Below are 19,834 nucleotides of genomic sequence, written 5' to 3'. Positions count from 1 at the left end.
CCCTTACCGGCCATAAGCGCCGGTAAGGGGGCCTTCACGGCATTGGAGTCTTAGTGGGCCGCGCCGCCGTCGGCCTTCTCCTTGGCCAGGCGGTCGGTCTCGCGCTCGTACGAACGGCCGATCTCGGCCTCGGCCTCGGTGCGGCCGACCCAGGATGAGCCTTCGACGCTCTTGCCGGGCTCGAGGTCCTTGTAGACCTCGAAGAAGTGCTGGATCTCCAGCCGGTGGAACTCATTCATGTGGTGGATGTCGCGCAGGTGCTCGAGGCGCGGGTCGTTCGACGGGACGGCGATGACCTTGTCGTCCGGGCCCTTCTCGTCGGTCATCCGGAACATGCCGATCGCGCGGCAGCGGATCAGGCAACCCGGGAAGGTGGGCTCCTGGACCAGCACCATCACGTCCAGCGGGTCGCCGTCCTGGCCGAGGGTGTCGTCGATGAAGCCGTAGTCGGCCGGGTACTGCGTGGCCGTGAACAGGGTCCGGTCCAGCTTGATGCGGCCCGTCTTGTGGTCGACCTCGTACTTGTTGCGCTCCCCTTTGGGGATTTCGATCGTGACGTCGAACTCCACGGCGTCCTCACTGCTTCTTTATAGATCCGGGCGTGCCCGCACGTCGCGGGCGGCAACCTCAACGACTGTCTTGACGTCTCCTAGTGTGGACTACGCCCTGCCGGGGGGCCGCATCGATGTCGGCCTCACGGCATGTGAGCTTGGCCCCTTCCGGGGCAGGTGAGAAGGAGTGGTGGGTGCCGGAAAACGACCAGCCGATGTGGCCTTCGTCGGACGAAGACCGCTCGTCGTCCCGCGCGCGGAAGACCACGCCGATGTCGCTGCCCGACCCGCCGGCCGGCGCTGCGGCGGGGTCCGGCGTGCCCAAGGTCACAAGCAGTGAGGCGCCGAAGGGATCGTGGTTCGCGCCGAACGTCGAGCCCGAGCCGATCCCGGGCCTGAACGCCCCCGCCGAGGAGGAGCCGCCGCCCCCGCCGACCCAGGCCAAGCAGGACCTGGCCGACCGGCTCGGCTCGCGACAGCCGAAGCAGGAGCCGGCCGAGCCTCAGCCCGCACCCGAACCCGAACCCGCACCCGAGTCCGCGCCGCCGCCGGTCGCGGAGAGCACCCAGTACATCGAGGTCAAGCAGTCCCTGGCACCGGCCGCCGAGAGCACGCAGTACATCGAGGCGAAGCCGGACGTCCAGAGCACCCAGCAGATGGAGCCGCGGAAGGTGCCGGTGGTGCCCGTCGAGCGCAACGTCTGGTCCGGTGAGCAGCGGGATCGGCACGACGAGCCGCAGTCCGGCAAGCCCGAAGCGCAGCCGTGGCGGGAAGAGCTGCAGTTGTGGCGTGAGGAGCAGCAGCGCCGCGAAGAGCAGCTGAAGCGCTCGGAGCCGCAGCGTCGTGAGGAGCCCCAGCAGCAGACTTGGGCACAGCGCCTCGACGTGCCGGACGACCGCCGGCCCGTACTGCCGCCGGAGCCGCCGCGCGGGGTCGTCCCGCCGGCGTCCGCCGGGTCGCTGGCCCGGCCGATGCGGATCGAGCCGGACGGGCAGCGGTTCGACGCCGAGGCGACCGTCGGGATCGAGCGGCCCACCCAGTTCCCCGGGGCCTTCCAGCAGCAACCGCAACCGCGCACCGAGCCGCCCGCGGAGCCGCCGCCCCCGGCCGAGCCCGCGTCCGCCTCCGCGGAGGAGCCGCCGAAGAAGAAGCGGCGCAAGGGCAAGATCATCGCGCTCGTCGTGGTGGTCCTGCTGGTGCTGGCCGGCGGCGGGATCGCCGCGGCGACGCCGAAGGTGTCGAACCGCCTGGGCCTGCCGTGGGCGCCGAACGCGCCGAAGGGCGACAGCCCCGAGCCCGCCGCGGCCACGCGCCGGCTGCAGGGCCCGGACACCGCCGGGCAGGCGCCGACCGCGAACGGCGTCAAGTCCGTGCTGACCGGGCCGGCCGGGAACAGCGCGCTCGGCCAGCTCAACGGCAGCGTCGTCGACCCGGTGAGCGGCACCACGCTGTGGGACCACAGCGCGGCGACGGCGGTGACCCCCGCGTCGACGACGAAGGTGCTGACCACCGCGGCCGCGCTGCTCGCGCTGGACCCGAACACGCGGCTGTCGACGAAGATCGTCCAGGGTGCCGATTCGGGCACGGTGATCCTGGTCGGCGGCGGCGACGTCACCCTCACCGCGCTGCCGCTGGGCACCGAGTCGCCGCTGTACCCGGGCGCCGCGCACGTCGACGACCTCGTCGCGCAGGTCAAGAAGGCGAACCCGAACGTCAAGAAGGTGCAGGTCGACCTGAGCCTCTTCAAGGGCGCGACGACCGCGCCGGGCTGGGCCGCGGGCGACGCGCCGTCGACGTTCGCGACCCAGATTTCGTCGGTGATGGCCGACGCCGGGCGCGAGGACCCGAAGAACAACGGCTCGCACCGCGTGGCCAACGCGGGCAGCGCGCTGGCGTCGACGATCGCGTCGAAGCTCAGCGCCTCGGGCGGCGGCCAGGCGGCCGCGCCGAAGGACGCGAAGGTCCTCGCCGAGGTCAAGTCGGCGCCGCTGACCGAGCTGGTCTCCGACACGATGGAGCTGTCCGACGACGTCCTCGCCGAGGCGCTCGCCCGGCAGGTGGCGCTGGCCACCGGCCAGGAGGCGACCTTCGCCGGCGGCGCCGCGGCGACCATCAAGGTGCTCAAGGACCACGGCTTCGACACCACCGGCGTGAAGCTCTCCGACGGCAGCGGCATCTCGACGGAGAACAAGATCCCGGCGAAGCTGCTGACGCAGCTGATGGCGGCCGCGGCGGCGCCGGAGGGCAAGAACCCGAACACGGCCAAGCTGCGCGCGATGCTGGCCGGCCTCCCGGTGGCGGGCGGCTCCGGCACCCTCGCGGACAAGCGGTTCGAGACGGCCGCGTCGCAGGCCGGCCGGGGGTGGGTGCGGGCGAAGACGGGCACGCTGACCGGCGTCAACACCCTCGTCGGCCTGGTCCTCGACCAGGACGGCCGGGTGCTGGTGTTCGCGTTCATGTCCAACGGCTCCGACCAGCAGCCGGGCCGGGACGCCATCGACGCACTGGCGACGAGCCTCCGCAAGTGCGGCTGCTCGTAACGGTGCACTCCTCGGACGCCGAACCGTACGAAGATCGTGGCCGGAAACCTGCCCCGGGCAGGTAGCGTCGGAAGGGTGAGTCAGGAAACCGAGACCCGGCCCATGGTCGACTGGGCGCTCGCCGCGCAGACCGGCGCGCTGCTCGTGCGCGGCGGCCCGCAGGTTCCGCGCGAAGAGGCCGAGGCGGCCGTCACCGACCTCCGTGAGCTGACCATGGAGGCCGAGGGGCACGTCCGGCAGCTGACGAACCTCGGCCTCGACCTGCCGCTGCTGCCCGGCGAAGTCGTCGACCGCCCCGGCTGGGTGCGCTCGGCCGCGGCCGGGCTCGACGCGCTCACCGGGCGCGCGCTGCCGCAGCAGGGCGGCCCCTTCGGGCCGATCCTGGCCGGTGGCGCCGGCGTGCAGACCGGGCTGGTGCTCGCGTTCCTGGCCAGCCGCGTGCTCGGCCAGTACGACCCCTTCGGCGGCCCCGACCGGGAAGGCCGGCTGCTGCTGGTCGCGCCCAACGTCGTCGCCGCCGAGCGCGCGATGGACGTCCCCGCCCACGACTTCCGGCTCTGGGTCTGCCTGCACGAGTGCACCCACCGCCTCCAGTTCACCGCGGTCACCTGGCTGCGCGACTACTTCGCCGACGAGGTCGAGCGGCTCGTCTCCGGGCTCGCCGGCGGCGGCACCGACAGCCTCGCCGACCTGGTCGGCCGGCTGCCCGAGGCGATCAAGCAGGGGCCGAAGCTGAACCTCGCCGAGCTGCTTCAGTCGCCGAAGGAGCGCGCGGTCTTCGACAGGCTGCTGGCGCTTTCGACGCTCCTCGAGGGCCACGCCGACTTCGTGATGGACGCCGTCGGCCCGCAGGTCGTGCCGAGCGTCGACACGATCCGCGCGCGGTTCACCGCCCGGCGCAAGGGCGGCGGCGTCTTCGACCGGCTGCTGCGCGCGCTGCTCGGCGTCGACGCGAAGATCCGTCAGTACGAAGAAGGCGCGAAGTTCACGAAGCACGTCGTGGACGCCGTCGGCATGGAAGGCTTCAACGCCGTCTGGCGGTCGCCGAACACCCTGCCCTCGCGCGCCGAGATCGCCGACCCGGCCGCGTGGGTCCGGCGCCTGCACGGATGACGGACAAGGCGGTCGCGGCCGTCCGCCGGGCCGTCCGCGCGTTCCTGGACGCGGTCGAAGCCCCGCCTGAACTCTGCGTCGCGGTCTCCGGCGGCGCCGACTCCCTCGCACTCGCCGAGGCCACGGCGTACGTCGGGCACCACCGCGGTCACCGTGTCCGCGCGCTGGTCGTCGACCACGGCCTGCAGGAGGGATCGGCGAAGATCGCGCGCGACGCCGCCGCGGCCGCGAAGTCCCTCGGCGCCGACGACGCCGAGGTGCGCCGGACCGACGTCACCGGCCCGGGCGGCCCGGAAGCCGCTGCGCGCAAGGCCCGCTACCGCGCGCTGGCCGGCCACGACCTCGTCCTGCTCGGCCACACCCTCGACGACCAGGCCGAAACCGTTCTGCTCGGGCTCGGCCGCGGCTCCGGCCCCCGCAGCGTCGCCGGGATGCGGCCGCACGACCCGCCGTGGGGCCGTCCGCTGCTGGCGGTGCCCCGCGCGACGACCCGGGCCGCCTGCGCCGCACTCGGCGTCGAGCCCTGGGACGACCCGCACAACGCCGAATCGCGCTTCACCCGCGTCCGCTTGCGCACCGAAGTCCTGCCGTTGCTGGAGGACGTCCTCAACGGCGGCGTCGCCGGCGCGCTCGCCCGCACGGCCGCGCAACTGCGCGAGGACAGTGAGGCGCTGGACACAATGGCGGACATGATCTTCACCCGCGCGGGCGGCTCCGAAGGTCTGGACGCCGGCGTCCTCGCGGCCGAGCCCGCGGCGATCCGGCGGCGGGTTATCCGCAGGTGGTTGCTGCAATCGGGTGTGCGCGAGCTCACCGACGCGCACCTTCGCGCGGTCGACGACCTCGTCGCCCGGTGGCGTGGTCAGGGCGGTGTCTGGCTGCCGGGCAACTTGGAGGCGCGCCGGGCGCATGGCAGGCTCTGCGTCACCTCCCAACCCACCACCCGAGGGGAATGACCCGTGTACGAGGGCGAAATCGCCTCCGTGCTCGTCACCGAGCAGCAGATCAAGGACAAGATCACGGAGCTGTCGGCGCAGATCGCCGCCGACTATCCGCCCAACGGGCAGGGTGAACTCCTGCTGGTGGGTGTCCTGAAGGGCGCGGTCATGTTCATGACCGACTTCGCCCGTGCGCTGCCGCTGCCGACGCAGCTGGAATTCATGGCCGTCTCCTCCTACGGCTCCGCGACGTCGTCGTCCGGTGTCGTCCGCATCCTCAAGGACCTCGACCGCGACATCGCGGGCCGGGACGTGCTGATCGTCGAGGACATCGTCGACTCCGGCCTGACGCTTTCGTGGCTGCTGAAGAACCTCCACAGCCGCAACCCCGCGTCGCTCGAGGTCGTTTCGCTGCTCCGCAAGCCGGAGGCGGTCAAGGTGGACGTCCCGGTGAAGTACATCGGCTTCGACATCCCCAACGAGTTCGTCGTGGGCTACGGCCTGGACTACGCCGAGCGGTACCGGGACCTGCCCTACATCGGGACGCTGGACCCGAAGGTGTACACGGCGTAGTTCACCGACCGTTCACCGCATCTACCGGCTTTGTGGAACCCCGGCATCGCGGATCGCGTCATACGCTCTGATCACGTGCGTTAACCTATGCGAAGACCATTCGTGCCCGCGGTGACCGGGTCGGGGGGAACGGGAGAGAGCTCAGATGGCGAACAGCAGTGCTGCCGACGCGAACGCTTTCAAGGCCGCGGCCGCGGCAGGTCAGGTCGGAATCGACCCCGACGCCGCGCAGACCGTGCTGAACAAGATCCGCACCGGCAAGGACGCGGTCGAGGCCCTGCTCAGCGGAGCGGGCACCCTTGCCCAGCCGCCGAAGCTCGGCGACAACCCGGTCGGCAACGCGATGGCCGCCAAGTTCGTCCAGCGCGCCGACGGCGGGAACGACTCCTACGCCGCCGCGCTGCAGAACCTGCTCGGCCAGTACACCGCCGCCGAGGAGGGCATCGTCACGGCGATGTCCCGGTACCACGAGATCGACAACGCCGCGGCCGACCCGTTCCGCAACGCCTGAGTCCAGAGGGGGATTTCGAAGTCATGGCTCCGAACCACAGCGACCAGCCGCCGACCACGACCGACCCGGGCTCGCTGGTCCCGCTCGGCGACAACTCGTCGGCGCAGAACATCGTCGCGGACGCCCGCGGCCGTTCCGACGGCTTCGACATGGGCAGCGACCGCGCGATCGCGAACCCGCCGAACTGGAACGCGCAGGCCAGCCAGCAGCTGTACGACGGCGCGGTCAACAACAACGACCCCGGCACGGCCGAGGCGACCGGGCACGCCTGGGCGCACCACGGCACCGAGCTGAAGCAGGCGTCCGACCACCTGTACAACGCGATCTCCGAGCTGGGCAACGCGTGGGTCGGCCGGGGTGCGGCGGGCGCGCAGGGCGCGCTGGTGGCCATCGCCAACTCGGGCTCGCAGGCGTCCGAGGCCGCGCACACGATGTCCGACCGGCTCGCCCGGCAGGCCACGGCGGCCGCCGAGGTCAAGAAGATGCCGGCCCCCAAGGACTACGACCCCAAGCAGTCCATGGCGGCCGCGCTGGCCGGCGGCCCGGCGGCGCTGATCGCCGACCAGAAGGCGCAGGCCGACGCGGCCAACGACGTCAAGGCGCAGCAGGTCGCGTTCTTCAACGCCTACACCGAGTCGATGAGCGAGGTCGACGGCTCGACCCCGAGCTTCGGCCCGGAGTCGCTCGGCATGAAACCGACGGGCTCGCACAACTCGGTGTCGTTCAGCGGCATCAGCTCCATCGGCAACGCGGGCCCGGTGCAGGGCCTGTCCGGCCCGGGCGGCGCGGTGTTCGCTTCCAGCACCTCGGGCTTCGGCGGCCACGGCGGCGCGTTCGACGCGCAGCAGGCGGGGGTCGGCCCGAACGGCGTCCACGGCGGCGTCGGTGGCTTCGGCCAGGACGCGGCGGCGACGCTCGGCAGTGACGGCGCCGGCGGCTCCGTCGCGGGCTCGGGTACGGGTACGGGAACGGGTACGGGAACGACCACCGGCGCGGGCCACGTCACCTCGGGTGCCGGGCAGCCGGGTGGCAGCAACCCGCTGAGCAAGATCGGCATGGGCCTCGGCCTCGGCGGGGCCGCCGGCGGCCTCGGCGCGCTGGCTTCCCGTGCGCTGGGCAAGGGCAACCGGTCCGGCGCGAAGTCGGAGAACGAGACGTCGCTCGCTTCGGCCGACGGCCAGGGGCAGAGCGCCGCGTCGGCCCAGGCACCGCAGCAGGGCCTCGTCTCGTCGGCGGGCACCATCGGCGGGCAGCAGACCCCGCCGCCGATGAACCCGGGCGGCATGGGCGGCATGGCTCCGCACGGTGCTCAGGGCGAGCAGGACGAGGAGCACACGCACGCGTCGTTCCTCATCGAGGCGGACCCGGACGCGGCCTTCGGCGCGAACCAGGCGACCCCGCCGCCGGTCATCGGCGCGTGGTCCGAGGACGACGAAGACCGCTGATCCTTTCGGCCGGGCACGCCGACGGCGGGCCCGGCCGGTTTCTCTTGGGGGTGGCTCGATGCCGAACGCTGAGCTGCTCACCCCGGTCGAGGTGGACTTCCTGTGGGAGTCGGCCGGGCTGGGCGAGCTGCCGTACCCGCTGCGCATCCGCTCGCACGGCGAGACCGAGGACGAGCGGTCGATGCTGCGCCGGCGCACGTTGGAAGGGCTGGCCGCGCGCGGGCTGGCCGACGGCCGAGGTCGGCCGGAACCGCACATCGAGGACTACTTCGGCGTGCTGGCGCAGTCCGAGCTGAGCTTGGACGCGATCCAGCTGATCGCCCCGGACGCCGAGCCGCTGCTGGCGATCGCCGGCGTGCTCGGCGGGCAGGGGCTGCTCGCGGTGCAGGACCCGCGTGGCCTGCACCTGCAGCCGTGCCCAGTGGACGGGCTGGCGAGCGCGATCGTCTCGCTGCTCCCGGGCGCCCCGCGCGGTTCGGAGAAGTCGGTCACGGTTCCGCTGGAGCAGCTGGTCGGCGCCCACGGCGTCGACTTCCTGTCCCGCCGCGGCAACGGCGACGAGCGAGCGTCGGCTGACGAGGACCGCAAGGCGCTGGCGAAGCTGCACGCGCAGCCGCGGCTGCGCGGCGGTCAGATCGCGGCCAACGCGCGTTCGCGCATGGGCGGCCGCACGCGGACGCCGGTGCTGAGCTGGTTCGACACGGAGACGGGCCGCTACTTCACCCAGGCGACCACCGGCCGCGACGGCCGCGACTGGATCACGATCGCCCCGGCCGACGCGGCGACGCTGCGCCACCGGCTCGGCGAGATGCTCGCGAGTTCGACCGCCGGCGTCTGACTTCGTCCATGAGGGGCACCCTCCTGGCACTTAAGGCTATAAAGGTGCCCTTCATGGCCTTCCCGGGTAGTGCCGCCGCGGGCGTCCGCGCTCTCTGCCAAGATCGGGCTCCGGCTTCTCCGATCGTGCCCGAACCGACGATCACTTTTTGTCGGTGGTGCGGGCTACGCTGAGCAAGGGTCCGATCCGGGAGAGTAGTGATGCAAGAGTTCTTCTCGCCGCTCGCGTTCGACTTCCTCTGGGAGTCGGCGCAGGCCGGTGAGCTGCCATACCCCCTGCTGGTCCGGTCGCACGGCGCGACCGAAGACGAGCGCGTCTCGCTGCGCCACCGCGTCGACGCCGAGCTGAAGGCCCGCGGGATCCGCGAAGCACGCGGCCGGCTTTCGCCGCCGATCGAGGACGCGCTGCAGCTGCTGGCCTTCGCCCCGCTGACCATCGACGCCCTGCACATCCCGCAGTTCGAGGCGCCCGCCGTCGGCGTCCTCGCGGCGGCCGACGGCACCCAGGGCATCCTCGCGGTCCAGGACGCCGACGGCATCTGGCTGCGGGACGTCCCACCGGACGGCCTGGTCTCCGCGGTCGTCGGCGTGCTCCCGGCCGGGCCCCGCGGGAGCGAGGCGTCGGTCACACTTCCACTGGACGAGGCGCTGCGCACCGCGCCGATCCGGATCCCCGTGTCCCTGCCGTCGAGCCCGGTCGAGGAACGCGGGAAGGGGCGCCGGACGCCGTTGAGCGAACGCGTCACGGCCGACCCGCGGGAGGCCTACGGCCGCATCTCCGGGCAGCCGCGGCAACGCGGCGGTCAGCTGGCAGCGAACAGCCGTTCGCAGGTCGGGGCCAAGCAACGGTCCCGCGTGCTGGCCTGGTTCGACACCGCGACCGGGCGCTACCTCAGCCTCTCCCGCGCAGGTACGGACGGCCGCGAGTGGGTCACGGTCGCCCCCGCCGACCCGGCGACGTTGCGGACCCGGCTGGGCGAGATGGTGAACAGTGTGTCGGACGGCACGCGATAGCGTGACCATCGCGGACGCCGAGCGGGAACCCGGGCGCGGTATCGCCCGTTGACCTGCGAGAGGCTCACAGGGGATGAACGCGGCAGCGGACGGTACCCTGATGAGAACGGGTGTCCAGGCACCACGGGTTGTCAAGATCGTGATGGCGGGTATCACAGGAGCCGCCCAACCAGGGAGGGTCGAGGCCACCAGGGCCGAGTCGTATGAACCGGAAGAGCGTGCTCAGGAACCCACTGCTGTGGATCGTCGCGGGGTTGCTGGCGTTGTTCGCGTACAACACGATCTTCGACAGTGATCGTGGGTACACCCAGGCACCCATCTCGGTGGCGAACTCCCAGATCTCCTCGAACAACGTCAAGGAAGCCAGCCTCGAGGACAAGGAACAGCAGCTCAAGCTACTGCTGGTCAAGCCCGTCGACGTGGACGGCCAGCAGGTCACCCAGATCATTTCGCAGTATCCGGCGGATGCCACCCGCCCGATCTACGACTCGCTGACCGCGGCCAAGACCGGCGGCCAGCCGATCAAGTTCACCACCAAGGTGACCCAGCAGGGCGTGCTGACGCAGATCCTCATCTTCGCCATCCCGCTCGCCCTCGTGCTGGGCCTGCTGATGTGGATGATGAACAACTCGCAGGGCGGCGGCAACCGCGTCCTCAACTTCGGCAAGTCCAAGGCCAAGCAGCTGAACAAGGACATGCCCAAGACGACCTTCGGGGACGTCGCGGGTGCCGACGAGGCCGTCGAAGAGCTGTACGAGATCAAGGACTTCCTGCAGAACCCGGCGCGCTATCAAGCGCTCGGCGCGAAGATCCCGAAGGGCGTCCTGCTCTACGGGCCGCCCGGTACCGGCAAGACGCTGCTCGCACGAGCCGTCGCCGGCGAGGCGGGCGTGCCGTTCTACACGATCTCCGGTTCGGACTTCGTCGAGATGTTCGTCGGTGTCGGTGCTTCGCGTGTCCGTGACCTGTTCGAACAGGCCAAGCAGAACGCGCCCTGCATCATCTTCGTCGACGAGATCGACGCGGTCGGCCGCCAGCGCGGCGCCGGCCTCGGCGGCGGGCACGACGAGCGCGAGCAGACGCTGAACCAGCTGCTCGTCGAGATGGACGGCTTCGACGCCCGCGGCGGGATCATCCTGATCGCGGCCACCAACCGGCCCGACATCCTCGACCCGGCGCTGCTGCGCCCGGGCCGGTTCGACCGGCAGATCCCGGTGTCGGCGCCCGACATGCGCGGCCGTCGCGCGATCCTCGAGGTGCACGCCAAGGGCAAGCCGATCGCCCAGGGCACCGACCTGGGCAGCCTGGCCAAGCGGACCGTCGGCATGTCCGGCGCCGACCTGGCCAACGTGCTGAACGAGGCCGCGCTGCTCACCGCCCGCAAGAACGGGCACGTGATCAGCGACGTCGAGCTCGAGGAGTCCGTCGACCGCGTGGTCGGCGGCCCCGCCCGCAAGAGCCGGATCATCTCCGAGAAGGAGAAGAAGATCACGGCCTACCACGAGGGCGGGCACGCGCTCGCCGCGTGGGCGATGCCGGACATCGAACCGGTCTACAAGCTGACGATCCTGCCGCGCGGCCGCACGGGTGGGCACGCGCTGCTCGTCCCCGAGGACGACAAGGAGCTGATGACCCGCTCCGAGATGATCGGGCGGCTGGTCTTCGCGATGGGTGGCCGCACGGCGGAGGAGCTCGTCTTCCACGAGCCCACCACCGGCGCGTCCTCGGACATCGAGCAGGCGACGAAGATCGCCCGCGCGATGGTCACCGAGTACGGCATGAGCGCCCGCCTGGGCGCGGTCAAGTACGGCCAGGAGCAGGGCGACCCGTTCCTGGGCCGCTCGGCCGGCCGTCAGGCGGACTACTCGCTCGAGGTGGCGCACGAGATCGACGAGGAGGTGCGCAAGCTCATCGAGACGGCGCACACCGAGGCGTGGCACGTGCTCAACACCTACCGCGACGTGCTCGACGAGCTGGTCATCGAGCTCCTGGAGAAGGAGACGCTGACCCGCAAGGACCTGGAGCGGATCTTCGCGACGGTCGAGAAGCGCCCGCACATCACCGTGTTCAACGAGTTCGGTGAGCGGACGCCGTCGGACAAGCCGCCGATCAAGACCCCGGGCGAGCTGGCGATGGAGCGCGGCGAGCCGTGGCCGCCGCCGGAGAAGGAGAAGCCGGTCCTGAAGCCGGAGCCGACCCCGGTCGGCACCGCCCCGGGCGCCGGCGACCTGCCCGGCGGACCGCCGTACCCGGCCCCGGCAGACCCGAACGCCAACCCGTACGCCCCGCCGCAGCCGGGCGCCTACCCGAACGGCGGCCGTCCCTACGGCAGCTCGAACGGTGGCCCCAACGGCACGGCGCACTGGCCGCAGGCCGGTGGCCCGCAGTCGGGCGGCTACCCGGGTGGCCCGGCGGCCCAGAGCGGTCCCCCGAACTACGGTGCCCCTCCGGGCTGGACGCCCGCGACCTCGCCGGGCGGTCAGCCGGGCCAGTCGTGGCGGCCCGGTGGTGAAGAACGCCCTCGTGAGCACGGCTGGTTCGCCGACCAAGCCGGCAACCAGCAGAGCGAGGGGGAGCGTCGTGACGTGGATGGACCAGAAAAGCCCCAGTGACGCCGACCGCCCGGTCTTCGACCACGACCGGGCGGAGAAGGCGATCCGCGAGCTCCTTTTGGCCTGCGGCGAAGACCCGGAGCGGGACGGTCTCAAGGAGACCCCCGCCCGGGTGGCCCGCGCGTACCAGGAGATGTTCGCCGGGCTGTACACCGAGCCGGACTCGGTGCTGGACCGCACGTTCGACGAGTCGCACGAAGAACTGGTGCTGGTCACGGACATCCCGATGTACAGCAGCTGCGAGCATCACCTGGTGCCGTTCCACGGCGTCGCCCACGTCGGGTACATCCCGAATGCCGGCGGGAAGGTCACCGGGCTCTCCAAGCTGGCCCGGCTCGTCGACCTCTACGCCAAGCGACCCCAGGTCCAAGAGCGCCTGACCTCCCAGGTCGCCGACGCCATCGTGCGGAAGCTCGAACCGCGCGGGGTCATCGTCGTGATCGAGGCCGAACACCTCTGCATGGCCATGCGCGGCATCCGGAAGCCCGGCGCCCGCACGACCACCTCCGCCGTGCGCGGGCAGCTGAAGAACTCCCCGTCGTCGCGGGCGGAGGCGCTCGACCTGATCAGGGCACGCCGGTGAGCGTGGGGCTTCCCGCTCCGGGCCGGTGCGTCGTGATGGGCGTGCTGAACGTGACGTCCGATTCCTTTTCGGACGGTGGCCGGTACCTCGGGCTCGATCAGGCGCTGGAGCACGCCCGCGAGATGTGGGCGCGCGGGGCCGACCTGATCGACGTCGGCGGCGAGTCGACCCGGCCCGGCGCGGCCCGGGTGGACGCCGGCACCGAGCTGAAGCGCGTCATCCCCGTGATCCGGACGCTCGCCGGTGAAGGCATCCGGCTGTCGGTCGACACCACGCGCGCCTCCGTCGCCGCCGAGGCGCTCGAAGCCGGGGCGCAGGTGATCAACGACGTTTCGGGCGGCCTGGCCGACCCGGACATGGGCCGCGTCGCCGCGGAGTCCGGGTCGCCGTGGGTGCTGATGCACTGGCGGGGGCACAGCGAGGACATGCAGGCCCTCGCGAAGTACGAAGACGTCGTCGCCGACGTCCGCGCCGAGCTGCTGTCCAGAGTGGACGAAGCGCTCGCGGCCGGCGTCGCCGAGAGCGCGATCGTGCTGGATCCCGGGCTGGGCTTCGCGAAGAACGCCGAGCACGACTGGGCGTTGCTGCGCGGGCTGGACTCGCTGCTTTCCCTCGGTTTCCCGGTGCTCGTCGGTGCGTCGCGCAAGCGGTTCCTCGGCCGCTTGCTGTCCGAAGAGGACGGCACGCCGCGTCCGCCGGACGGTCGTGAGGACGCCACCGCCGCGATCTCCGCGCTCGCCGCAGCCGCCGGGGCGTGGGGCGTGCGGGTGCACGAGGTCGGGGCGTCGCTGGACGCGGTCGCCGTGGCCGCCGCCTGGTGGAAGGGTTCGCCGGATGTCTGACCGGATCACGTTGACCGGCCTGCGCGTGTTCGGCCGCCACGGCGTGTTCGAGCACGAGAAGCGGGACGGGCAGGAATTCGTCGTCGACGTCACGGTGTGGCTGGACCTCGGGCCGGCCGCCGCGTCGGACGACCTGACCAAGACCCTGCACTACGGCGAGCTGGCCGAGCTGGCGGCGGGGATCGTCGCGGGCGAGCCGTACGACCTCATCGAGAGCGTCGCGGGCAAGATCGCCGACGAGGTCATGCGCGACGAGCGGCCGGCCGCGGTCGAGGTGACGGTGCACAAGCCGGCGGCGCCGATCCCGCTGACCTTCGACGACGTCGCGGTGACGGTGCGGCGGGACCGGTGAGCCGCGCGGTGCTGTCGCTGGGCTCGAACCTCGGCGACCGGCTCGGATTCCTCAAGCTGGCGCTGGACACCGTGCGGCCCGCGCTGGTCGCCGTGTCGGGCGTGTACGAGACCAAGGCGTGGGGCGTCGAGGACCAGCCGGACTTCCTGAACGCGGTCTGCGTCGTCGACGACCCGGCGCGCGACCACTGGGCGTGGCTGCGCACGGGCCAGGCGGCCGAGCAGGCGGCGGGCCGGGTGCGGGAGCTGCGCTGGGGCCCGCGAACGCTGGACGTCGACGTGGTCACGGTGGACGGCGTCGAGTCGGACGACCCGGAGCTGCTGCTGCCGCACCCGGGGACGCCGGATCGCGCGAGCGTGCTGGTGCCCTGGGCGGAGATCGAGCCGGCCGCGGTGCTGCCGGGGCACGGCCCGATCGCCGGGCTGCTGGCCGCGCGCCCGGCGGACGACCTGGCCTCGGTCCGCCGCACGGACTTCGAGCTGCGCTGAGCAAGTCAACCCCCGGCGGCCGGTGGATCGCCGAGTCGCCGCCTCGGTTCGGCGAATGTCATGAACGACCCTTTCATGGCGTCTGGTGACATGAAAGGGTCGTTCATGACGTTTGTGCTGGTCAGGCGCGCAGGGCGGCGATCATGAACCGCACCGCGGGCTGGGCCGTCGGGACCGGGGGCCAGCCGTTGATGATCGCCAGCAGCTGCCAGTAGCGCTCCGCCCGTGGGTCGCCGCTCGTCGCGAACCGGTCCGCCATCTCCGTGCGGAACTCCGCCGACGCCGGGTCCTGGTCCGGGCGAGCCGTCGCCGCCGCGATCTCGGCCGCAAGCGTTTGCCCTGCCTCTGACGTGGGCGATTCCCCGGCCGTCACGGCCGCCTCCGCGCGGGAGACCCAGCCCGGCCAGTTCTCCTGCCAGGCCGAAGACGGCTGCTCGAACTCGCCTTCGCGGATCTGCCGCGCCTGGGTTTCGCTCATGCCCCGGATCAGTGCCCGGAACTCCCGGTCCTGCACCAGCTCGGCGAACTCGATCCAGGCCTCGAGCTGTTCGGGCGACGGGTCGTCCGGCAGTTCGGGCTTGCCCGCGCGCATGCGCCGGTAGAACTCTTCGTCGATCTCGAGCCCGGAGACCATCTCGTCCCAGAACTCGTCGACCAGCCGTTTGCGCTCTTCGTCGGACATCGACGCGAGACGGTTCATCAGGTTCACTTCCTCCAGCTCGGAATTCCGCTTGGCCACCGCGCGCAACACCGCCCGGCGCAGCCGGAGCCGCCGGATCTGCTCGTCCAGCGCCTCGACGTGCCGGGTCGCCAGCTCGCCGACGGTCGTCGACTGCGTCAGCGCCGCGGAGACGTCGGCGAGGCCCAGGCCCAGCTCCCGCAGGGTGCGAACCAGCTCGAGCCGGGCCATCGCCGCCGCGTCGTAGAGCCGGTAGCCGGCGTCCGTCCGGTCGGTCGGGGGCAGCAGGCCCTCGTCCGAATAGAAGCGGATGGTCTTGACCGGCAGGCCGGTCCGCCGGGCCAGCTCGCCGATGGTGAAGGTCGCGGTGGTGCCCACAAGACGCATGGTGAACTCTCCAGTCGGGGGAGAGTCAACCTAGCTCTCGAGGGTCCCGATGGCGAAGCCCCGAGCCTCGGACGGCGCAGCTCGGTACGGTTGGAGCATGCACTTCACCCGGCCCCGCGACCTGGTGGTGGCCGGAGCCCTCGGCCTGGTCCTCGGCTACCTGCTCTTCCTGGTGGCGTACGGCTCGCTGCCCCAGCTGCCGACGCTCGCCGGCGTCACCTTCGCCGTGCTGGCCGCCGTCGAGGCCGGGCTCGCGCTGTCCATTCGCTCTCGGATCAAGAACGGCCGCGTCGTTGCCGCTATCGGGATCGCCCGATCGGTGGCCCTCGCCAAGGCTTCGTCACTCGCTGGAGCGTTCATGGGCGGCGCCTGGCTGGCCGCGCTCGCCTACGTTTTGCCGCGACGTGACGAATTCGTCGCGGCGGTGCTCGACACCCGCGCCGGCGTGGTCGGCGTCGCGTCCTCCGCGGCCCTGGTAGCAGCGGGTTTGTGGCTCGAGCACTGCTGCCGGACCCCCCGTGACCAAGACCGGGAGCACACCCGCGGGACGACCGGTTAGCGCTGGAATCCCACCGCTCGCGGGACCGAGTAGGTCTCGTTCGGATTACGAGCAGGTACGGTGTCAGGCATGACCGGCGTGGGTGACGACTCGCGCGGCCGCCTACTGGGCAGGCCGTGGCTCGTCGTCGGATTCGTCCTCGCCATCGGAGCCACCCTCGCACTGGTGCTCAGCGATGATCTCCGCTATCTCAGGCTCGGGATCGTCGCCGCCCTCTGGGCGGCCCTGATCGGCGCTTTTCTCGCCGTGAAGTACCGCAAGCACGCGGCACAGAGCGAGGACGCGGTCTCCGAGGCGCAGGCTGTGTACGAGCTGGAGCTGGAACGCGAGATCGCGGCCCGGCGCGAATACGAGCTGGAGGTGGAGGCGGAGAACCGCAGCGAGGCCGACTCCCGCGGCCGCGATGAGCTGGAGGCGCTGCGCGTCGAGGTGTCCGCGCTGCGCGACAGCCTCCAGTCGCTGTTCGGCGGCGAGGTGCTGCTCGAACGCGTCGCGCTGACCGCGCAGGCGACCCGCATGCGCAAGCTCTCCGACGACAACCGCATGATCCCCGACGCCGCGCCGAAGAAGAGGCCGGCCCAGCTGATGGCCGGGAAGAAGCCCGCCGAGTCGGGCGAGCGGCCGACCGAGCTGATCGACCGGGTGCTCGACGAGCGTCGCCGCAAGGCGTCGGGCGGGAAGCCCGCGAACGGCAAGGGCCTCGGCAAGGGCAAGGGCTTCGGCGGCAAGCCGGCCCCGAAGGCCCCGGCGAACGTCAACGCGCAGAGCACCCAGCAGATCGCCCGGCCGGCGCCGCTGAGCGAACGCCGTCCGCCGGTGCCGGCCGTCGACCCGGCCCTGAACGCCGCGCAGCGCGAGCTGAAGGCCGCCGAGCTGCGTGCCGAGGCGGCCCGCCGCCAGGCCGAGTCGCAGCCCATGCGGCTGCCGGAGCCGGAAGAGGTCGCGAAGCAGCCCGAGCGCCGTCCCGACGCCGCCGCCGAGCCGACGCGCCAGGTGCCGCGGCCCGACCCCAAGACCGAGATCCGTCGCGCCCCGGAGCCGAAGACGGAGATCCGCCGCCCCGAGCCGCCGCCCGCCCGCCGGGCGGAGCTGTCGCGGCCGGCGATGCGGCCCGCCGAGGTGTCGCGTTCGGACCTGCCGCGGGTCGACCCGTCACGGCCGCCCGTGCGCCCGGGCGAGGTGTCGCGTTCGGACATCCCCCGCGTGGAGATGTCCCGTCCGGACATTCCGCGCGTCGAGCGGTCGATGCCGGCCATTCCCCGGGTGGAGATGTCGCGTCCGGACATCCCGCGGGTCGAGCGGTCGATGCCCGCTATCCCGCGGGTGGAGATGTCGCGCCCCGACATCCCTCGCGTCGAGATGTCGCGGTCGGACCTGCCCCGCGTCGGCGGTCAGCCGAACGGCGCGCGTCCCGACCCGCGCAAGGCGCCCGAGCCGCCGCGGCCGGCGCCGCCCCGGCCGGCCCCGCCGGTGAGGCCGTCGGAGATGTCCCGGTCGGACCTCCGGCCGGTGACCGACCTGAGCGCGGCCTTCCAGAACCGCGACGACTTCGCCGAGCGGCAGCGGCCCAACCGGCCGAAGCCGCCCGAGCCGAAGGCCCCGCCGACGCCGAGGGACGCCTCGGCCTCGCGTCGTGACCTCCCCCCGGTCGTCCCGCCGACGACACCGGTGCCGAACAACAGCCCGGCCGCGCGGCAGCCGTCGCGGACGAACCTGCCGCCGGTGGTGCCGCCGACCACGCCGGTCCCGGCCGCCGACGGCCGCCGTCCGTCGCGGCTGGAGCAGTTCTCGCGGGCGGACATGTCGCCGATCCTCGACGAGCCGGCCTCCCGGCACGGCGGCTCGCACCGCGCGCCCGCCGAGGCCGCGCAGGCCGCCGCGCCGATGGCGAACCCGACGCTCCCGGAGTCGGTCCGCGACTACCAGGGCCGCTCGGGTGGCCGTCGCCGCAAGCCGGACGAGTCGCAGCAGATGCCGGCGGTACCGGCCCCGGAGCCGACCGGCGGCGGCCGTCGCCGTCGTCCGGACGGCGAGCCCCCGGCGTGGGAAGGCATGGTCGCCGAGCGGGCGTCGATGTCGCGCCGCAACATGGCCCCGGTCGACCCGGCGGACGTGCCGCAGAACGGCAACGGCCACCACGGCAACGGCCACAACAGCCACAACGGCAACGGTCACAACGGCGCGAGCAACGGCCACGCCCGCAACGGCCACCGGTCGGCCGAGCCGCAGCCGGGCAGCGGATCGCACACGGCGGGCCGTTCGGTGAGCGAGCTCCTGGCGGCGAACGGCGGCACGGGCTCGACGCCCCGCCGCCGCCGTCGCGCGGAGGACTGAGGCCGGCTCGATCCCAACGCCCCAATGTGGCCTTGGTTGCGTTCAACGCACCGAAGGGCCCCTTGGGTGCGTTGAACGCACCGAAGGCCACATTGGGGCGCTCGGGACGCGGCCGATGTCACACCGGGCGAGCGCTGTGTGTGCCAGGTGGCGTTTCTCTTCCTGTCCCGTCTGCGTAGGGTGACCGGCTGTGAGCGGAACCCTCTCGCCCGCGACGAGACTCGATCGCGGACGGCGGCCTCGCCGGATCACCGTGCTGCTGCCGGTGCTCGGGCTGATCGCGGTCGCCCTGTGCGGCCTGTTCCTGTTCGGCCTGGCCACGGCGCGGGTCGGCCCCCTCGCCGTCACCATCGGGGTCCTCGCCGCGCTCGTGCCGGTCGCGGGCGTCGTCGCCGGGTTCCTCTGGGTCGACCGCTGGGAGCCCGAACCGGCGAAGTTCCTGCTGCTCGCCTTCGCCTGGGGCGCCTGCATCGCGACGATCACCGCGCTGCTCATCAACACCACCGCCGAGGCGGTCGGGGACGAGCTGCTCGGCAAGGGCAGCGGCAACACCGTCGCCGCGCTGGTGTCCGCGCCCGTCGTCGAAGAGGCCGCGAAGGCCCTCTTCGTCGTCCTCATCCTCTGGCGCCGCTCCAGCGAGTTCGACGGCGTCGTGGACGGGGTCGTCTACGCCGGGTTCAGCGCCGCCGGCTTCGCGTTCACCGAGAACATCTACTACTTCGGCCGCGCCTTCAACGACTACGGCTTCGGCGACGGGCACAGCCAGGGCGTCATCACGGCGTTCTTCCTCCGCGGCGTCCTCGCGCCGTTCACGCACCCGCTGTTCGCCGTGCTCACGGGCATCGGGATCGGCATCGCCGCGCGGACGACGACGAAGGCGATGAAGGTGCTGGCGCCGCTCGCCGGCTACCTGGCCGCCGTCTGCCTGCACGCGCTGTGGAACAGCGCCGCGCTGCTCGGCGGGTCGAAGTTCCTCACCGTCTACTTCCTGATCATGCTGCCGCTGTTCCTCGGCGTGGTCTACCTGGTCGTCCTGCAACGACGGCGTGAGCAGCGGATCATCGCCACCGCCCTGCCGCACATGGCCACGGCGCGGTGGATCGCGCCGTCGGAGGTCGACCTGCTGGCCAGCCTCCCCGGCCGGCGGGCCTGGCGGCGGCAGGCGAAACGCCAGTCCGGCAAGCGGGCCGCGAAGGCCGTCGCCGTGTACCAGGCGAGCGTGACGGAGCTCGCGTTCCTGGACCGGCGGGAGCTCACCACCGACACCGACCGGCAACGCCAGCAGGAGCTGCTGCGCACGTTGAAGGCCGCCCGGGCGGAGGCGACGCGCCTCGCCGACGAGGCCGCCCGAGGGTGACCCGGTCCGGGTGAAGCTCGTCACCCGGGCTCAACGCCGCGCGCGCAATCGAGTTAGTCTCGCGCCGTTCGTCCGGTACCCGGAACGGGACTGGAACGAGAGCAGAGGGAGTCTGCCAA

18 protein-coding genes are annotated in these 19,834 nt (G+C 72.2%); 16 read left to right on the top strand and 2 right to left on the bottom strand.

The window, feature by feature from the left end; genetic code table 11:
* Positions 1–50: 50 nt before the first annotated feature.
* Positions 51–569 (bottom strand): inorganic diphosphatase, encoded by a 519-nt coding sequence (locus tag AB0N03_RS04375; RefSeq protein ID WP_360666903.1) that lies wholly within the window; start codon positions 567–569, stop codon positions 51–53.
* Positions 570–745: 176 nt separating this feature from the next.
* Between AB0N03_RS04375 and dacB the strand changes: the two genes are divergently transcribed.
* The 13 genes from dacB to folK all read left to right on the top strand — a co-directional run bounded on the left by dacB (position 746) and on the right by folK (position 14,399).
* The gene (gene dacB, locus AB0N03_RS04370; RefSeq protein WP_364365172.1) at positions 746–3,091 is read left to right on the top strand and encodes a D-alanyl-D-alanine carboxypeptidase/D-alanyl-D-alanine-endopeptidase; all 2,346 of its coding nucleotides are present in this window, start codon (positions 746–748) and stop codon (positions 3,089–3,091) included.
* A gap of 102 nt (positions 3,092–3,193) precedes the next feature.
* Positions 3,194–4,204: a zinc-dependent metalloprotease gene (locus tag AB0N03_RS04365; protein WP_364365374.1), complete on the top strand. Its 1,011-nt coding sequence runs from the start codon at positions 3,194–3,196 to the stop codon at positions 4,202–4,204.
* Positions 4,201–5,160, top strand: coding sequence for a tRNA lysidine(34) synthetase TilS (tilS, locus tag AB0N03_RS04360; RefSeq protein ID WP_364365169.1), 960 nt, complete (start codon positions 4,201–4,203; stop codon positions 5,158–5,160). Before AB0N03_RS04365 ends, tilS begins: the two co-directional genes overlap by 4 nt.
* A 3-nt stretch (positions 5,161–5,163) precedes the next feature.
* On the top strand, positions 5,164–5,715 hold the full coding sequence (gene hpt, locus AB0N03_RS04355; RefSeq protein ID WP_364365166.1) for a hypoxanthine phosphoribosyltransferase: 552 nt from the start codon (positions 5,164–5,166) through the stop codon (positions 5,713–5,715).
* A 145-nt stretch (positions 5,716–5,860) separates the two neighbouring features.
* Positions 5,861–6,226, top strand: coding sequence for a hypothetical protein (locus AB0N03_RS04350; protein WP_364365163.1), 366 nt, complete (start codon positions 5,861–5,863; stop codon positions 6,224–6,226).
* Between the two features lie 23 nt (positions 6,227–6,249).
* Positions 6,250–7,671 carry a hypothetical protein gene (locus AB0N03_RS04345; protein WP_364365160.1) on the top strand — a complete coding sequence of 474 codons (1,422 nt, stop codon included), beginning with the start codon at positions 6,250–6,252 and terminating at the stop codon, positions 7,669–7,671.
* Positions 7,672–7,729: 58 nt separating this feature from the next.
* Entirely contained in the window at positions 7,730–8,509 is a 780-nt protein-coding gene (locus AB0N03_RS04340; protein ID WP_364365157.1) for an ESX secretion-associated protein EspG, read from the top strand.
* Positions 8,510–8,706: 197 nt separating this feature from the next.
* A complete protein-coding gene (locus AB0N03_RS04335; RefSeq protein WP_364365154.1) occupies positions 8,707–9,522 on the top strand; it encodes an ESX secretion-associated protein EspG in 816 nt (271 codons plus the stop codon).
* Positions 9,523–9,725: 203 nt separating this feature from the next.
* Positions 9,726–12,134, top strand: a complete 2,409-nt coding sequence (gene ftsH / locus AB0N03_RS04330; protein WP_364365151.1) for an ATP-dependent zinc metalloprotease FtsH — start codon at positions 9,726–9,728, stop codon at positions 12,132–12,134.
* On the top strand, positions 12,112–12,717 hold the full coding sequence (folE, locus tag AB0N03_RS04325) for a GTP cyclohydrolase I FolE (RefSeq protein ID WP_364365148.1): 606 nt from the start codon (positions 12,112–12,114) through the stop codon (positions 12,715–12,717). The genes ftsH and folE overlap by 23 nt, the downstream gene beginning before the upstream one ends.
* A gap of 35 nt (positions 12,718–12,752) precedes the next feature.
* Complete coding sequence (gene folP, locus AB0N03_RS04320; protein ID WP_364365371.1) at positions 12,753–13,559, top strand: dihydropteroate synthase; 807 nt, start codon at positions 12,753–12,755, stop codon at positions 13,557–13,559.
* On the top strand, positions 13,552–13,911 hold the full coding sequence (folB, locus tag AB0N03_RS04315) for a dihydroneopterin aldolase (protein ID WP_364365145.1): 360 nt from the start codon (positions 13,552–13,554) through the stop codon (positions 13,909–13,911). The genes folP and folB overlap by 8 nt, the downstream gene beginning before the upstream one ends.
* Positions 13,908–14,399 (top strand): 2-amino-4-hydroxy-6-hydroxymethyldihydropteridine diphosphokinase, encoded by a 492-nt coding sequence (gene folK / locus AB0N03_RS04310; protein ID WP_364365143.1) that lies wholly within the window; start codon positions 13,908–13,910, stop codon positions 14,397–14,399. The genes folB and folK overlap by 4 nt, the downstream gene beginning before the upstream one ends.
* A 121-nt stretch (positions 14,400–14,520) precedes the next feature.
* Here folK and AB0N03_RS04305 read toward each other — a convergent pair whose 3' ends face one another.
* Positions 14,521–15,456, bottom strand: coding sequence for a MerR family transcriptional regulator (locus AB0N03_RS04305; RefSeq protein ID WP_364365140.1), 936 nt, complete (start codon positions 15,454–15,456; stop codon positions 14,521–14,523).
* Positions 15,457–15,562: 106 nt separating this feature from the next.
* Here AB0N03_RS04305 and AB0N03_RS04300 point away from each other — a divergent pair, with 106 nt between their 5' ends.
* The 3 genes from AB0N03_RS04300 to AB0N03_RS04290 all read left to right on the top strand — a co-directional run bounded on the left by AB0N03_RS04300 (position 15,563) and on the right by AB0N03_RS04290 (position 19,715).
* Positions 15,563–16,024, top strand: coding sequence for a DUF3180 domain-containing protein (locus AB0N03_RS04300; RefSeq protein ID WP_364365137.1), 462 nt, complete (start codon positions 15,563–15,565; stop codon positions 16,022–16,024).
* A gap of 69 nt (positions 16,025–16,093) precedes the next feature.
* Positions 16,094–18,358, top strand: a complete 2,265-nt coding sequence (locus tag AB0N03_RS04295; protein WP_364365134.1) for a DUF6779 domain-containing protein — start codon at positions 16,094–16,096, stop codon at positions 18,356–18,358.
* A 253-nt stretch (positions 18,359–18,611) separates the two neighbouring features.
* Positions 18,612–19,715, top strand: a complete 1,104-nt coding sequence (locus AB0N03_RS04290; RefSeq protein WP_364365368.1) for a PrsW family intramembrane metalloprotease — start codon at positions 18,612–18,614, stop codon at positions 19,713–19,715.
* Positions 19,716–19,834 lie beyond the last annotated feature (119 nt).

It is taken from the genome of Amycolatopsis sp. NPDC051061 (assembly GCF_040682935.1).
Taxonomy (GTDB): Bacteria; Actinomycetota; Actinomycetes; order Mycobacteriales; family Pseudonocardiaceae; genus Amycolatopsis.
Note: the sequence above shows the minus strand (reverse complement) of the source record. Positions and strands in the feature narration are given on the sequence as shown.

Bases quoted from the DNA above. Each gene is read 5' to 3' on its own strand.
- AB0N03_RS04340 (WP_364365157.1), top strand. From the start codon at position 7,730: ATGCCGAACGCTGAGCTGCTCACCCCGGTCGAGGTGGACTTCCTGTGG.
- ftsH (WP_364365151.1), top strand. From the start codon at position 9,726: ATGAACCGGAAGAGCGTGCTCAGGAACCCACTGCTGTGGATCGTCGCG.
- tilS (WP_364365169.1), top strand. From the start codon at position 4,201: ATGACGGACAAGGCGGTCGCGGCCGTCCGCCGGGCCGTCCGCGCGTTC.
- AB0N03_RS04300 (WP_364365137.1), top strand. From the start codon at position 15,563: ATGCACTTCACCCGGCCCCGCGACCTGGTGGTGGCCGGAGCCCTCGGC.
- AB0N03_RS04350 (WP_364365163.1), top strand. From the start codon at position 5,861: ATGGCGAACAGCAGTGCTGCCGACGCGAACGCTTTCAAGGCCGCGGCC.
- folP (WP_364365371.1), top strand. From the start codon at position 12,753: ATGGGCGTGCTGAACGTGACGTCCGATTCCTTTTCGGACGGTGGCCGG.
- AB0N03_RS04365 (WP_364365374.1), top strand. From the start codon at position 3,194: ATGGTCGACTGGGCGCTCGCCGCGCAGACCGGCGCGCTGCTCGTGCGC.
- AB0N03_RS04295 (WP_364365134.1), top strand. From the start codon at position 16,094: ATGACCGGCGTGGGTGACGACTCGCGCGGCCGCCTACTGGGCAGGCCG.
- folE (WP_364365148.1), top strand. From the start codon at position 12,112: ATGGACCAGAAAAGCCCCAGTGACGCCGACCGCCCGGTCTTCGACCAC.
- AB0N03_RS04345 (WP_364365160.1), top strand. From the start codon at position 6,250: ATGGCTCCGAACCACAGCGACCAGCCGCCGACCACGACCGACCCGGGC.
- folB (WP_364365145.1), top strand. From the start codon at position 13,552: ATGTCTGACCGGATCACGTTGACCGGCCTGCGCGTGTTCGGCCGCCAC.